Source organism: Paenibacillus lignilyticus, from assembly GCF_017942085.1.
Taxonomy (GTDB): domain Bacteria; phylum Bacillota; class Bacilli; order Paenibacillales; family Paenibacillaceae; genus Paenibacillus_Z; species Paenibacillus_Z lignilyticus.
Window position 1 is genome coordinate 211,602 of the sequence record NZ_JAGKSP010000009.1, and the last position, 15,230, is coordinate 226,831.

The following is a 15,230-nucleotide window of genomic DNA, read 5'->3' on the forward strand; positions in this document are numbered from 1 at the left end:
ATTATTCTCCCGTTCGATACAAGAGAACCACCGGTTAGACGCTTGCCGCTTCTCTTCGAGCCCAGGCATCTACTTCTGCAATGGCCTCGACATCGGGAACATCTACAAGCTGATGCTTGTTCAGCACAGTCTCTATAACAGATTCAATCTCAAGGAATGTGATTTCGCTTGCCAAGAAACGGGCAACCGCAGTTTCGTTCGCCGCATTGTATACAGTTGGCGCAGATTGACCGGCCTGACCGCTCTCATAAGCGAATCGCAGACAAGGGTAACGATCAAAGTCCATTTCCCTAAAATGAAGGGTAGACAGCTTGGCTAATTGCAGTCGCTCTGTCGGCGTTGGCCTGCGTTCCGGATACGTAAGCGCATATTGAATCGGGACACGCATATCCGGCATCCCCAGTTGAGCAATGATGCTGTGATCCACGAACTCTACATAGGAATGAATGATACTCTCTGGGTGAATAAGTACATCGATTTGATTGTAAGGAAGGCCGAATAACCAATGTGCCTCTATAACTTCTAACCCTTTGTTGGCCATAGTTGCGGAATCGATCGTAATTTTGGCACCCATTGACCAATTCGGATGATTAAGTGCTTCAGCAACGGTGACACCTTCAAGCTCTGCCCGAGTACGGTCCCGGAAAGAGCCTCCCGACGCTGTAAGAGTAATACGGTTCACATCACTGCGACGTTCCCCATTTAAGCATTGAAATATTGCAGAGTGCTCGCTATCGATGGGCAGAATGGACACACCTTTGTCAAAAGCACGCTGCATCACGATATGACCTGCCGTTACAAGCGTTTCCTTATTCGCAAGTCCGATATGTTTCCCTGCATCAATGGCGGCAAGTGTTGCCTGCAATCCGCGGCTGCCCACGATTGCGGTCACAACGGTATCGGCTTCATTATCAGCCGCAATTTCAATCAGTCCTTCATTGCCGTAGAGCACCTTAGTCCCTTGCGGCAAATGAGGAGCCGCTTCTTCCGCTAACGCCTTGGTGGATAAGCAAACGCTCTTCGGCTTGAATTGATTGGCTTGCTCAATAAGCAATTGCAGGTTGTTGCCTGCAGCCAAGCCTTCAACCTGATAGCGGTCAGGTTCATGACTAAGAATATCCAAGGTTTGCGTCCCTACAGAACCGGTAGAACCGAGAATCGTTATTTTCTTCAACGCTAAGGAGCCTCCTTGAATCAGAGGGGGAGCAACTCGGTCATAACGAGCAATGGAAACACGATTAGCCAGCTGTCGCAACGATCCAGCACACCACCATGACCGGGCAAAATCGAGCCGGTATCTTTGATGCCGCGAATCCGTTTGTAAGCCGATTGAATGAGATCTCCAAACTGCCCGGCAACGGCTGCAATTAGACCGATAAGCAGCGCCCTGCTGATGCTGATGATATCCGGGTATATCCATGCAAAAACGGCCGCGATGGCCAGTGAAAGCACAATACCGCCGATCGAACCTTCAATTGTCTTATTGGGACTGATGGATGGCCACAATTTATTTCGACCAAATGCCCGTCCGGTGAAATAAGCTCCGATATCGGAAGCCCAAATCGCCCCGAAAGCCATGCAAGTCGTAAGCAAGCCATGGAACTCCGCGTTACGCACCTCGTACATCGCATGGAATCCGTAGCCTACATAAACCGCTCCAAGTAACATCAATGCCGCTCCGTCAATGGTTATGACATTTTTCGTCAGAACCGTTACCGTGAGTAATAAGAATAACAATAACCAAATTGTATGTATGGCTGCAGGCGAATCCAGGCCGAAATCTTCCCAAGGAATAAATAAGACCAGCATGCCTGCCAGCCCGATTAATGATAACGGATGTTTGGCAGAAACCCCGTTCATCCGTGTATATTCCATAAACCCAATAACAGCAAGTAGGAGGAGGAGTGCAAAGAAAAACCATCCGCCGAGTACAGTTAGAAAAATAAATGCCGCACCGCCAATTAGGCCGGTAATTATACGTTGTTTCACCTATATGACACTCTCCAGTAAGGCCGATTACAGCCCGCCGTAGCGACGGCCGCGACGCTGATACTCTCGAACAGCTTCAAAGAAATGCTCTTCCGTAAACTCAGGCCAATAGACGTCAGTGAACCACATCTCGCTGTAAGCGAGCTGCCAAAGCATAAAGTTACTCAATCGAAGTTCACCGCTCGTACGAATAAGTAAATCGGGATCAGGAACACCTGCGGATAACAAGTTCGCTTCCATCATCGATTCATCGATATCATCCGGCGACAGCTTCCCATCTTGAACAGCTTGTCCGATTGTGCGCACCGCTTCAATCATTTCTTTGCGACTGCCATAATTAAGGGCAAAGTTAAGAACCAGTCCTGTATTATTGGCCGTTTGGACAATCGCCTCTTCTACCGCTCTCAGTGTGTAGTCCGGCAAATCCCCTTTATAGCCCATCATTCGAACCTGAACATTGTTCTCCATCAGATCCTTAAGCTCAATGGACAGAAACTCCTGAGGAAGTTTCATGAGAAACTCCACTTCCGCTTTCGGGCGTTTCCAATTCTCCGTGGAAAAGGCATACAGCGTTAAATATTTCACGCCAAGTCGATCGGCAGCCATCGTAATTCGTTTGACCGTTTTCATACCGGAGTGATGTCCGGCCATTCGAGGCAAACCGCGGCTCTTCGCCCATCTGCCGTTGCCGTCCATAATAATGGCGATATGCTTCGGGATGCCATCCGGATCAAGCGTCGGCGAAGTTGGTTTCGCGGACGCTTTGCCGAATAACGCCATCAATCGTTTTAACACACGCTCGTCCTCCCACGCTAACGTTGATTTATGCAACAAACCCCACCATTTGGAGGGGCCGGAGAGCTTGCATTATACTTCCATGATTTCTTTCTCTTTCGAAGCAAGTACTTTATCCACTTCTGCGATAAATTTATCCGTTGTTTTCTGAACGTCGTCTTGATGACGGCGGGACTCATCTTCCGAAATCTCGGTTTTTTCGAGTTTCTTGATATCGTCATTCGCGTCACGACGAACGTTACGGATAGCTACCTTCGCTTCTTCGCCAAACTTCTTCGTCAATTTGACGAGCTCCGAACGGCGTTCTTCTGTCAGCATCGGAATGCTGAGGCGGATGGTTGTGCCATCGTTCGACGGTGTCAAACCAAGATCCGATTTCATGATCGCTTTCTCAATCGCAGACAAAGAGGTTTTATCCCAAGGCTGGATCATAATCGTACGGGAATCGGGCGTATTGACGTTAGCCAATTGATTGACGGGCGTCATTGCCCCGTAATATTCAACTTGAATGCGGTCAAGCAGCGCAGGAGTAGCACGGCCGGCACGTAGTGTTGAGAGATCACGTCTCAGTGCCCCGATTGCTTTCTCCATCCGATCTTCTGCGCTTTTCTTAATTGCTTGTGGCATTAATTTACACGCTTCCTTTCATCACAATAGTACCGATTTTTTCACCAAGGACTACACGTTTGATATTCCCTTGTTCGGTAATGTTGAAGACGACAAGCGGAATATTGTTGTCCATGCAAAGCGATGAAGCGGTTGAGTCCATTACGCCTAGATTGCGGTTTAGGACTTCCATATACGTCAGCGTTTCGAACTTCTCCGCTGTCGCGTCTTTAAATGGATCTGCGGAGTAAACGCCATCCACTTTATTTTTCGCCATTAGGATAACTTCTGCTTCGATTTCAGCTGCGCGCAATGCTGCAGTTGTATCTGTCGAGAAGAATGGATTGCCCGTGCCTGCCGCGAAAATAACGACACGCCCTTTTTCCAGGTGACGGATCGCCCGGCGGCGTATGTAAGGCTCGGCGATTTGTTGCATGGCGATAGATGTTTGCACACGAGTTGGCACATCGATTTGCTCCAGCGCGTCTTGAAGCGCCAAAGAGTTCATGACTGTCGCTAACATACCCATATAATCAGCTGTAGCACGGTCGATCCCTTTTTCCGAACCGGCAATTCCGCGCCAGATGTTACCGCCGCCGCATACGATCGCGACTTCAACATTCAATTTCACTACTTCTTTTACTTGCTCTGCAATAGAGGAAATCATTGCGGAGTCGATTCCAAAACCATTATTACCCGAGAGCGATTCGCCGCTCACCTTCAGCACTATACGTTTGTACACGGGACTTTGCAACTTGGTATACCTCCATCTTCAACTTTGTTTAAAAGGCCGTATACGGACTTGAAAATTTAGACCTAATTATAGGAAATAGGCGGGGCGAACGCCCCGCCCCGCCTGCGCGTTCGGTTTACAATTTAGCTTGCGACATAACTTCTGCAACGAAGTTGTCTTCTTTTTTCTCAAGGCCTTCACCAAGCTCAAAACGAGCGAAGCGGCGGATAGAGATATTCTCTCCAATAGTGCTGATTTTCTCTTTCAGCAATGTATGGATTGTTTTGTCTGGATCTTTGATGAATGCTTGCTCAAGCAAGCAGTATTCTTCGTAGTATTTGCTGATGCGGCCTTCAACCATTTTTTCAACGATTTTCTCTGGTTTGCCTTCGTTCAGCGCTTGAGCTCTCAAGATTTCACGCTCTTTATCCAGCTCTTCTGTGGAAACTTCTTCGCGGCTAACAAACTTAGGGTTTGCAGCTGCGATTTGCATAGCGATATCACGAGCGAACTCGCGGAATTGTTCAGTTTTACCAACGAAGTCAGTTTCGCAGTTGATTTCAACCAGAACGCCGATACGGCCGCCAGCGTGGATGTAGGATTCTACTGTACCTTCAGTAGCTACACGACCCGCTTTGTTTGCTGCAGCGGAAAGACCTTTTTCACGAAGCAAGTCGATTGCTTTCGCGATATCACCGTTTGTTTCATCAAGCGCTTTTTTACAATCAAGCATGCCTGCGCCTGTTCTTTCACGCAATTCTTTTACTGCACTAGCACTAACTGCCATGTTGGAAACCTCCTGAAATTAGTTAAGTATAGCTGATTGCCGAGCGAACCGCGGGCTCACTCAAAACCATCAGCGCGAACATTCGAAAAAAGGGCGGTGAGAGGTTATGCACCTTCTGACCACCCTTTCGTGTCGTATCGAAAAACTCTATTAAGCAGTCGTTACTTCGCCTTGACGCGATTCAACGATTGCGTCAGCCATTTTAGCTGTCAGCAATTTAACTGCACGGATTGCATCATCGTTACCTGGGATCACGTAGTCGATTTCGTCCGGATCACAGTTTGTATCAACGATACCTACGATTGGGATACCAAGTTTGCGTGCTTCAGCAACCGCGATACGCTCTTTGCGCGGGTCGATGATGAACAATGCGCTTGGCAAACCTTTCATGCCTTTGATACCGCCGAGGAATTTTTCAAGACGATCTTTCTCTTTACGGAGAATGATAACTTCTTTCTTAGGAAGAACTTCGAAAGTGCCGTCCTCTTCCCATTTCTCAAGCGTTTTAAGACGGTCGATACGTTTTTGAATCGTTTGGAAGTTAGTCAGCGTGCCGCCGAGCCAACGTTGATTGATGTAGAAGTTGCCGCAACGTTCCGCTTCTTCTTTCACCGAATCTTGTGCTTGTTTCTTAGTACCTACGAAGAGAATAGTGCCGCCTTCTTCGCCGATCGAACGTACGAAGTTGTAAGCTTCTTCGACCTTCTTAACTGTTTTCTGCAAGTCAATGATGTAAATACCGTTACGTTCTGTGAAGATATAACGATCCATCTTAGGGTTCCAACGACGAGTTTGGTGACCGAAGTGTACCCCAGCTTCTAGAAGCTGTTTCATGGAAATTACCGCCATCTCTTACACACCTCCTGTTAAATGGTTTTTAGTGGTTACCTCCGCCAATATCATTTTCCGTCATCACTTCGACCGGGTCGAAGCACCAATAACGAAATTAATCGGCGTGTGTTTTTAACACCGTCAATTATTATAACACATCTGCCTGCACGCTTGCAACCACAATTGACAGGTTTCCTTATCCTATTTTGCTAGACACCGAATTATTGGTCGGATGATGACTGTTCAGGCGATGAAGCATTCGGTTTACTCGTAATAATCGTGCGTATCTGCGTCAAAGACAAGTCGTCTTTAAACGAAAAATAACCTGCGCGTATCTTCGTTGTACGCATCAGGCTGATAAAAGCTTTCTTATCCGAAATGACGCCACTGGAATTCAAGATATCTGCTGTGTCGGTTACACTGGCGTTCGGCGGAATGCGAACTATGATAGGTTTAGAGACAGCTGTGTTCTCAGATTCTGCTGTCTCCTTGTCGTTCATATCATTATTAGCTGCAGCCGCGGCATCTTGTTTCGCTTGCTCCTGTTTTACTTGCTCCAGCTTCGCCTGCTCGTCAGCCAGTTTCTTCTTATATTCAGCTTCTACCCGTTCACGCTCATCAGCAACGGCCTGGTCCAGTTCCGTCTTCGTATACCCGATTACTTCTGATTCGGTAGTCTCCTGTTTGACCGGCTCTTCCATATGGTTTACTTGTTTCTCGCCAATAAACATAAGCTGCAGAAGAGCTGCACCGATGATAATTCCTATACCTACACCAAAGAGAAATGTTCGTTTATTCATGACGTGCTGCTTCCTCCTGCTTCGACAGCTGAAGAATAAGCTGGACTTCCCCTTTGTTCTTACCGAGTTTCTTAGCTATTGCATCAATGGATTTGCCGTTTTGATACATATCAAACAAGTCGGTATAACGGTCACGAATCGTTGAAATTGGTTCTTCAGCTTCCGATGCCTCTTCCAAATCATCCGAAACTGCCGGAAATGGATGCTGAGCTGCCGGATGAGCTGAAGGCTGAGTAACCGACACTGGGCTGGTCATATTCGAGATTTTCACCGACTGCTGCTCCAAAGCGGAAGCATGCTGCTTGGTTTGTTCAGCCAGAAGCAATTCAAGCTCGGCACAGCGCTTCTCAAGCACTTCCATCCGCTCATCGCGCTTCTTGGTCTGGAGCTGTGTCTCTTGGGTGGATTTGCTGACAAGCTCAACAAGCTCGCGATTGTCCGCTTCCATGTTCTCCATGAACTGCTCTAGTGCCGTTTCCATATTCCGTACGGTTTGGGTCGACTGCTCCTGCTTACCGCTTGGTATTCTTCGCGGCAGAACAGCTGCGCAGACAACAACAATACCGCCTATTAGCATGATCGTTTGCCATGATTCCATCTTCATTCACCTGCATTTCGGTTTAACAATCCGTTACATGGAGATATCGATATGATTTCCCTTGTAAGGATGCTTCTGTACTTGCTCGGTTTCCGCATCAGTACCGGCTTCACCATCTTGCTTCTTCTTTTGATTCTGCTTAAATAGAGATTCCCGCTGCCGGTTGTCTTTGATCCTGGTATCTATGTTCTGTTCAACAGCGGTATTGCGATTGCGGAGCAGCTCCGTTTGTTTGGCCGTATCGTTCTCCAATCGCATTTGTTCTGCGACTGGGCGCTGATTCAACTGTTGTTGATGCAAACTGTTATCCGGCGTACGTGGTATAGACATTTGGAAATCAATAGGTTTAAAAGGCATTCGGTTTCCTCCTAAACTTCAAGCCTCTCACTTGCTAAGCAAAAAATACTAGACATAAGGTGCCATTACGATGTCACCTTCAAAATAGCGGAAGGAAACACGCTGTGTGGCATCTTTGACAAAACGTGTGTAGCGGCCAATGACGATCTTGGTCCCCCCATACACGACGTTAACGACATCAATTTTGGCACGATCGGTATCCTCTAGTGACTTCTCTATTTCAAGTACGCGATCCTTCGCTGTTGCAATCTCTTCGACTGCAGCGCGCTTGGTTGAAGTAAGCTTAACGCGCATGGCCATTTTGTCTGGTGTCAGTTGGCCGACTGAAGCGAGCTGATCCAACAATTTGAGTGCTTTCTCGGTCTTGTCGAGATTATCCACTTTATTCTTGATTTGTAAGCGAAGCTCAGTTAGTTCCGCTCTCAGCTCCGGGCGTACGCCAACCTCGAGCGTTGTTGCCGTCGACATGGTATTACCGATCGTTCTCGCGACAACGCGATCTCCGGCCAGGATGTTCCCTCCGACAAGCAGCCCCTTAGGGCCGCTGCAAACGACGTTTCTCCCTGCGCGAACATGCGAGTGCATAATACTTTGGGAGACCAATACATCTTCTCCTGCCGTGACATTGCTGTCTTGGATAAAGGAGCTCTTCACATTCCGATTTGCTTTCACATACCCTTTGTTACTTGCGAGAATGCCGCCGGTAATTTCAATCGAGCCGTCTGATTCCAATATGGCCCCTTCAACCCCGCCGATTACTCGAATATCGCCGGAAGCCTTAATCTTAAATCCGGTCAATACGTTTCCTCGTATGACTACAGTACCTACGAAATCAATGTTGCCGATTTTGTAATCGACATCTCCATTTACTTCAAAGATAGGGAATACGTTAATTTTGCTTTTATCTGTAAGCGAGATGAGTCCATCGATCGTGGCGTACATAGCTGTTTGTTCAGGATTCAACACGACATTTTTACCGATTTTAAAATAAGCTTCTTTGCCGTTTCTGCAAGCAATCGTATCCCCTGTTACCGATCTGCCTTCCACGCCTGCTCTTGCCGGAACTTTCTCGGCGATCAATTGACCACGCTTTACATTTCTTAGTTGCGTGACTTCTTTAAAATCAATTTTTCCGCCTTCGAGTTCCACCGGACGGTACTCGCCTTCATTCATATCATGGGAGAACCGGATGTAACCATCCTCGCCATGTACCGGCTGCTCTCCCAGCGCAATAACATTTTGACTGTAAAAGTAAGCACTCGGTCGCTGCGCGATATTACGAAGCATGTCGCGGCTGATTCCGTAACAAATGCCGTGGCTTTTCAAAAACTCTTCAAGCTGTCCTTCCGTGCACGAGAACTGCTCATCCGCAACATTAAATTGGATCGTAGCGGTCAGTTTATCAGGTGCAAGCTGAACAACGAGATGTGATTGTAATGTTTCAGATGTAGACAAAACTGGCCCCCCTTTAATTCTCTAATGCTGCATTAATTGATCCTTTTGTTTTTCTAATGCACCTCGTAATCTCAAAATTGCTTTTGAATGAAGCTGTGAAATCCGCGAGGGAGATAAGGACATCACCTCAGCGATTTCACTTAACGATAATTCCTCGTAATAGAAGAGCGAGATAACCGTTCTCTCTTTCTCTGTCAAACGATCAATACCGCGAATCAAAGATTCTTTAAGGAAAAACTCATGTACCTTGTAATCCGGGTTCTTCGCTTTCTCATCGATGAGCAGCGACAATCGGGTCTCGGATTCTTCTTCTCGAATCGGATCCTCGAGTGAACAGACCGTCGTAACGGCAATCTCTTGCAGCATGACGTCAAACTCTTTCTCCGAAACATCCAAATAACCGCTGATTTCCGCATCCGTTACCGAACGCATGTATTGCTGTTCAAGCAGCTGATACGCTTCCTCGATACGCTTGGCTTTCTCTCGAACCGAACGAGGAACCCAATCGCCTTGACGCAAACCATCAATAATCGCTCCGCGAATTCGCCAAGAAGCATACGTTTCAAATTGTAAGCCGCGCCGGTAATCGAATTTCTCGATTGCATCGATTAGCCCCATTGCCCCGTTACTTGCCAAATCATCCTTGGAAACATTCTTAGGCAACCCAATGGCCATACGATTGCTCACATAATCAACCAATGTTAAGTATTGTTCGATCAACAGTTTCTTCGCTTCAATGTCCCCGTCTTCTTTCCACTTCTGCCAAATCTCGATGTTAGACAAATGAGGCGCTTTCGGCTCAATCATCTTCTCACCCTCCTGTTAGGTGACGTATTGCTTTAGCCAATTCTTCAGGCTCTCTATTCTGAGTTGATACTAATTTAGGTGGTGTCAGCGGTTGAAAAATGGCTCCCTGATTCGAATCGGGCTGTAAGCTTCCATCCATCTGATTTTTCAACAAATTATTCAACTCATCACTTTGATCCGGTGTTGCAAAATCAACCGAACTCCCTTTCGATTCATCACCGTCTAACTGTGATAAAGCCTGCGCCCTTGGATTCATAATAAGTGCCACTAACGCGCGGAAAACAAAGCCCAGTACAAAAAAGGTGAGAAATGCGTACAGGCAACGGAGGCTGGTAACCGCCATCCCATTACTGTCCAGCGAGAATAATAATGTAAGTAAACTGCCGCCTACTCCAAGGAAGACATTCCAGCGCCAAGACCCTACCATACTAAATCTCCTTTACTCCTTGCTGCACACTGCGTATTACAAGTACACCGCTTAGACTGTTAAATTCAATCGTCCGGCCATAATTAGCACCGGTATCTTCCGCGAGCAGCGGGATCGAGAATTGACGCAGCATCTCCTTACAGGACTCTACATTTCGCGGACCAATCCGCATCGAATCACTGTTTGTGTTGAAAGCGAACATTTGCGCGCCGCCTGCCATCTTAGCAACGAGTCTTCTCGGTTCTGCGCCTGCTTGCTTCATGAGCCCAATCAAATGAGGAACCGATGTATCCGCATATTTTGCGATATTAATCGGTGCCTCTCTTGCAATCTCGGAGGAGGGCAGCATGACATGTACCATGCCTGCCACCTTCGAGCGTTCGTCAAACAAAGTCAAGCCTACGCATGACCCGAGACCCGTTGTTTTCAAGATTGCACCATTCAGTGCAATCTGTAGGTCAGCCATGCCCACTTTCACGAGATTTTCCTGCATCATTCGTTAGGCACTCCTAAAGCGCTAAATATTTTACCGAACGATTCCGGGTCCGGAATAAGGAAGAAATGTCCTGCCAGTTCCTCCCGACCTTCAAGAAACGTGGTATCAATTAAAAGCGCGGAATCGCCCATTTCACCATATTGAACAAGTCCGTAACTCAAGATAGCACCGGCCATATCGATTGCGATGGCTGGGACGGTCGGCGACATGTACAATTGCGTGAAATCGGCCAAAGATGATAAATAAGAACCTGCTAGTATGTTACCGATTTCAGCTAGTGCGGAAAATTCCATTTCGGAATATCCTTCTTCTGAAACTGGAATGGAAAGCAAATTGCGCAACAGTTTCTTTGCTGAATGCTCTTCGATTAGAAAGAACATATTACCCGGCGCATCACCTTCTACTCTAAGGAACACGGCGATAACGACCTGTTCGAATCCCCCTACTCGATCAGCAACCTGCTCGAAGGGGATTAAACTGACAGTGGGAACATTCATATCGACAGGCTTGTCCAGAAGTCTGGAGAGCGCCGTTGCTGCATTGCCTGCACCGATGTTCCCGACTTCCTTCAATACATCAAGCTTGAATGCTTCTAACGTATCTAGTGGATTCACTCGGCTTAGACCTCTTGCTGTTCCAGTTGAATGATTTCGCTCTTATTGAGCACTTCGGAAAGGTTTAGCATGATTAGCAATCGGCTGTCTCCGATTTTTGCTACACCGCGTAAGTACTTAGCCTTAATGCCGCCTACAACCTCGGGAGGCGAATCAATGAAGTCCGGATCGATATCGATGACATCATTTGCCGAATCGACGATGAATCCGACTTCCAAATCATTGACGGCTACGATGATGATTCTGGAGCTTTCCGTTTCTTCAGATTCCGCTAGGCTAAAACGGCCGCGAAGATCGATAACGGGAAGGACGACGCCGCGTAAATTGATAACACCTTTAATGAAAGAAGGCGTTTTGGGAACGCGGGTAATCGGCATCATACGCTCAATCGTGCGTACTTTTTCCACTTCAATTCCATACTCCTCATGTGCCAGACCAAATACGATAACTTTGATTTCCTCAGCCATTCGTAACCCTCCTTTATTTAATTAGCGCGTTTGGATCAACGATCAAGGCAACTTGTCCATCGCCAAGTATGGTTGCACCGGAGATTGCTTCAATATTTGTTAAGTATTTTCCAAGCGATTTCAATACGATTTCGCTTTGACCGATAAATTCATCTACCGTAATGGCACAGGTTTTGTCGCCTTTACGAATGACGACGATCTCCGTCTCATACTCTTCTTCCTCTAAGAAGGACTTTGCCTCCAGCACTTGGCTAAGGGAGATTAGCGGTATAAGTGAACCGCGATAATCGATCATACGGTTACCGTGTATTTTACGAATCTGCTCACGCGGAACGATGCCCGTTTCTACGATCGATGAAAGCGGAATCGCGTATTTCTCCGTCCCAAGCTTCACAAGCATCGCAGAAATAATCGAAAGCGTAAGTGGCAGCTGTATCGAGAATTTCGTACCTTTGCCAGGCTCGGATTCTACGCTGACATGACCACCCAGTGAAGTGATTTTGGATTTGACGACATCCAGTCCTACGCCTCGGCCGGAGATATCGGAAATTTTATCCGCCGTACTGAAACCAGCCGCGAAGATCAGCATGTTAATTTCGCTGTCTGTTAGCCGTTTTGCTTCTTCAGCGGTGACAACTCCGTTCTTAATGGCAATTTGCTTCACTTTCTCTCGGTTAATGCCGCGGCCATCCTCTTCTACTTCAATAAAGACGTGGTTGCCGCTATGGAATGCCCGGAGATGAACGATGCCCGTTTCCGACTTGCCTGCCGCAATGCGATCAGCAATCGGCTCGATACCATGATCAAGCGAGTTACGAAGCAAATGAACGAGAGGATCACCGATTTCGTCGATTACCGTACGATCAAGCTCCGTATCGGCGCCTGAGATGATGAGATCCACTTTCTTATCAAGCGACTTGGCCAAATCGCGAATCATCCGAGGGAAGCGATTAAATACGGATTCTACCGGAACCATTCTCAGCTTCAACACGATATTCTGTAAATCACTGCTAACGCGAGTCATGTGCTCTACCGTTTCGGTCAGCTCATTACGACGAATCTCGCTGGCAAGCTGCTCTAGTCTGACTCTGTCAATCAACAGTTCGCTAAATAGATTCATCAATGCATCCAATCGCTCGATATCTACACGAATCGTGCGAGAAACATTGCTTCCAGCCGCTGTTGGTGCCTGAGCTGCTGTCGGTGCTGCAGTTGTCGCTGTTGCTGCGGTCTGCGCTCTGGCGGCATTCACTTCAACTTGGGCGGCATTCACAGGACTCGCTGCTGCAACAGGTGCGATTTGCGATGCTGCACCGCAAAGCTGCTGCAGCGATTCACGATCCAATTGCGTAATGGCCGCACCTTCGATTTCAGAAACCGATTCAATCCCATTTCTCAGTTCCTCTTCCGTAATGCTGGAAATCGTAAATACCGTGAAAGAACGGTCGAACTTTTCTTGTTCGATCTCTTGAACGCTTGGCGTTGACTTGACAATCTCGCCACTGCGTTCCAGGAAGTCAAATACCATATAGGCACGTGCTGCTTTGAGCACGCAATCCTCGCGGACTGTGACTATTACGTGATAGACGGAGTGACCGGCATCGATAGATTGCAGAAGAATAGAGCTTTGGAACTCGTCCAATATTGCGCCCTCTCCGTTGCTGCCGCCTGCCGCCGACGATGCGGATGAGCTTTGTTCACTTTTATAGTCGGCTTTCACGATCGTTTGCAAAGAAGCAACGATAGCCGAAACATCCGCTTTTCCCGTTCCGCCGCCGATAATGTCTTGGACCATAGATTCTAGCGCATCAAGCCCTTTGAATAACGTATCAAAGATGAAGTTATCCATCTTGAGTTTGTTATTACGGACCAGATCAAGCACATTTTCCATCTCATGCGTGAGCGACGCGAGATCTTCAAAACCCATGGTCGCAGACATGCCTTTTAATGTATGGGCAGAGCGGAAAATGATTTGAACGATGCTGATGTCTTCCGGAGCGCTTTCGAGTTTCAATAGATTCTCGTTTAATGACTGTAAATGATCATTCGATTCGTCAATAAACATTGATAGATAGGCGTTCATATCCATTTCCATGCACCTCCTGTATAAATGGTTGCCATGCGAAAATGTAAGCCTTACTTTCTGACGGCATGGGTTATTGCGGTTGCGATTTGTCTAAGCGGCACAATAGACTTTGCGACGCCTGCTTCTACTGCGGAACGAGGCATTCCATATACGACGCAAGTCTCTTCCGACTCGGCAATAGCCGTTTCTGCTCCGGTGTCATTCAGCGCTTTCATTCCTTTTACGCCATCGCTTCCCATGCCGGTCATAATGACCGCATGTCTGCGTAATTCCGGGAATGCGGCGCAGGATTCGAACATCGTATCGACGGAAGGTCTATGCCCGCCTCGCGGTGCATCTTCGGAAAGTTTGATTGAATAAGCGCCGCTTTCTTTGACAAGCTCCATATGATATCCACCCGGTGCGATGTATACGACGCCTGCCTCTACGCGTTCACCATGAATCGCTTCTGTAACATGCAGTGAACTGAACGTATCGAGCCGCTGCGCCAATGAGCGCGTAAACTTTGGAGGCATATGCTGCACAACCAGCACAGGAGCCGGGAAGTCAATCGGCAATGTCGTTATCACTTCGTGAAGGGCACGCGGTCCGCCGGTAGAGGTTCCGATCGCAACCAAATGCTTGAAGTTTCTGGAACGTACAGGCTTATTTGGCTTAATAGCCGTTTCGATTTCGTGATCCGCTGTTGGTAATGCAAGCTCAGGTTCCTTCTTAGCCGCCCGTTTGTTAACCTCGATGGATGGCGCCGGTTTCTCCACTTTCTCTTGAGCGGCATGTTTCGGCTTCTGCTCACGAAGACTCGTAAACTCCTCCACCGGAGGTTGTACGGGCTTCAGTGAAAACTCATCCTTATTCGATGGCGCCGACTCGAAGCTGATGGTTGCCGGCTTCGATTTAGCGATACTAGGCTTCTTCGTTGCAGGCGCAGGCTTCGATGGCTGGAACAAGTAAGAATGCCGCTTCGTCAGAACTGCAATTCGAAGCTTTTCTAACAATTGCTCACCGACTGTATGGATATCAGGTGACATCGGCCCAGAAGGTTTACGGATAAAGTCAAAGGCGCCATTTTGCAGCGCTTTGATGGTCTCTCTTGTACCGTCATCGCTTATGCTGGAGAGCATGATGATCGGCACCGGATGAATGCGCATGATCCGCTCTAACGCTTCAAGTCCGTTCATCTCGGGCATTTCCAAGTCCATCGTAATGACATCCGGTTTAAGCGTTTGAACTGCCTCGATTGCTTCGCGGCCATTATTTGCAGTTGCAATAATGTCAAACTGTGGATCAACAGCGATCAGATCGCATAGAATTTTCCGCATAAAGGCAGAATCATCTACAACCAATACTCGCGAGATCGTATTCATTGATGTGCCTCCTCGATT

18 protein-coding genes are annotated in these 15,230 nt (G+C 47.6%); all 18 read right to left on the reverse strand.

Features of this window, described 5'->3' with window-relative positions; all coding sequences use genetic code 11:
* Positions 1 to 34: 34 nt before the first annotated feature.
* Positions 35 to 1,174, reverse strand: coding sequence for a 1-deoxy-D-xylulose-5-phosphate reductoisomerase (locus I8J30_RS21070; RefSeq protein WP_210661460.1), 1,140 nt, complete (start codon positions 1,172 to 1,174; stop codon positions 35 to 37).
* Positions 1,175 to 1,194: 20 nt separating this feature from the next.
* The gene (locus I8J30_RS21075; RefSeq protein WP_210661462.1) at positions 1,195 to 1,989 is read right to left on the reverse strand and encodes a phosphatidate cytidylyltransferase; all 795 of its coding nucleotides are present in this window, start codon (positions 1,987 to 1,989) and stop codon (positions 1,195 to 1,197) included.
* Positions 1,990 to 2,016: 27 nt separating this feature from the next.
* Positions 2,017 to 2,784: an isoprenyl transferase gene (locus I8J30_RS21080; RefSeq protein WP_338044911.1), complete on the reverse strand. Its 768-nt coding sequence runs from the start codon at positions 2,782 to 2,784 to the stop codon at positions 2,017 to 2,019.
* A gap of 72 nt (positions 2,785 to 2,856) precedes the next feature.
* A complete protein-coding gene (frr, locus tag I8J30_RS21085; protein ID WP_091218676.1) occupies positions 2,857 to 3,411 on the reverse strand; it encodes a ribosome recycling factor in 555 nt (184 codons plus the stop codon).
* A gap of 4 nt (positions 3,412 to 3,415) precedes the next feature.
* Positions 3,416 to 4,144, reverse strand: coding sequence for a UMP kinase (pyrH, locus tag I8J30_RS21090; protein ID WP_090976478.1), 729 nt, complete (start codon positions 4,142 to 4,144; stop codon positions 3,416 to 3,418).
* Positions 4,145 to 4,259: 115 nt separating this feature from the next.
* Positions 4,260 to 4,910: a translation elongation factor Ts gene (gene tsf, locus I8J30_RS21095; RefSeq protein ID WP_210661463.1), complete on the reverse strand. Its 651-nt coding sequence runs from the start codon at positions 4,908 to 4,910 to the stop codon at positions 4,260 to 4,262.
* Positions 4,911 to 5,060: 150 nt separating this feature from the next.
* The gene (gene rpsB / locus I8J30_RS21100) at positions 5,061 to 5,759 is read right to left on the reverse strand and encodes a 30S ribosomal protein S2 (RefSeq protein ID WP_091218682.1); all 699 of its coding nucleotides are present in this window, start codon (positions 5,757 to 5,759) and stop codon (positions 5,061 to 5,063) included.
* A gap of 203 nt (positions 5,760 to 5,962) precedes the next feature.
* The gene (locus tag I8J30_RS21105; RefSeq protein ID WP_210661465.1) at positions 5,963 to 6,541 is read right to left on the reverse strand and encodes an MltG/YceG/YrrL family protein; all 579 of its coding nucleotides are present in this window, start codon (positions 6,539 to 6,541) and stop codon (positions 5,963 to 5,965) included.
* Complete coding sequence (locus tag I8J30_RS21110; RefSeq protein WP_210661467.1) at positions 6,534 to 7,139, reverse strand: DUF6115 domain-containing protein; 606 nt, start codon at positions 7,137 to 7,139, stop codon at positions 6,534 to 6,536. Before I8J30_RS21110 ends, I8J30_RS21105 begins: the two co-directional genes overlap by 8 nt.
* Positions 7,140 to 7,172: 33 nt before the next feature.
* Positions 7,173 to 7,496 carry a hypothetical protein gene (locus I8J30_RS21115; protein WP_210661469.1) on the reverse strand — a complete coding sequence of 108 codons (324 nt, stop codon included), beginning with the start codon at positions 7,494 to 7,496 and terminating at the stop codon, positions 7,173 to 7,175.
* 48 nt (positions 7,497 to 7,544) lie between these two features.
* A complete protein-coding gene (locus tag I8J30_RS21120; protein WP_210661471.1) occupies positions 7,545 to 8,951 on the reverse strand; it encodes a DUF342 domain-containing protein in 1,407 nt (468 codons plus the stop codon).
* Between the two features lie 21 nt (positions 8,952 to 8,972).
* Entirely contained in the window at positions 8,973 to 9,758 is a 786-nt protein-coding gene (locus I8J30_RS21125) for a FliA/WhiG family RNA polymerase sigma factor (protein WP_091218697.1), read from the reverse strand.
* 4 nt (positions 9,759 to 9,762) lie between these two features.
* Positions 9,763 to 10,185 (reverse strand): hypothetical protein, encoded by a 423-nt coding sequence (locus I8J30_RS21130; protein ID WP_210661473.1) that lies wholly within the window; start codon positions 10,183 to 10,185, stop codon positions 9,763 to 9,765.
* A gap of 1 nt (position 10,186) precedes the next feature.
* The gene (locus tag I8J30_RS21135) at positions 10,187 to 10,681 is read right to left on the reverse strand and encodes a chemotaxis protein CheD (protein ID WP_091218702.1); all 495 of its coding nucleotides are present in this window, start codon (positions 10,679 to 10,681) and stop codon (positions 10,187 to 10,189) included.
* A complete protein-coding gene (locus I8J30_RS21140) occupies positions 10,678 to 11,295 on the reverse strand; it encodes a chemotaxis protein CheC (RefSeq protein ID WP_091218705.1) in 618 nt (205 codons plus the stop codon). Before I8J30_RS21140 ends, I8J30_RS21135 begins: the two co-directional genes overlap by 4 nt.
* 5 nt (positions 11,296 to 11,300) lie before the next feature.
* Complete coding sequence (locus I8J30_RS21145) at positions 11,301 to 11,762, reverse strand: chemotaxis protein CheW (RefSeq protein ID WP_210661475.1); 462 nt, start codon at positions 11,760 to 11,762, stop codon at positions 11,301 to 11,303.
* A gap of 13 nt (positions 11,763 to 11,775) precedes the next feature.
* The gene (locus tag I8J30_RS21150; protein ID WP_210661477.1) at positions 11,776 to 13,851 is read right to left on the reverse strand and encodes a chemotaxis protein CheA; all 2,076 of its coding nucleotides are present in this window, start codon (positions 13,849 to 13,851) and stop codon (positions 11,776 to 11,778) included.
* A 47-nt stretch (positions 13,852 to 13,898) separates the two neighbouring features.
* On the reverse strand, positions 13,899 to 15,212 hold the full coding sequence (locus I8J30_RS21155) for a protein-glutamate methylesterase/protein-glutamine glutaminase (protein ID WP_210661479.1): 1,314 nt from the start codon (positions 15,210 to 15,212) through the stop codon (positions 13,899 to 13,901).
* Between the last annotated feature and the right edge of the window lie 18 nt (positions 15,213 to 15,230).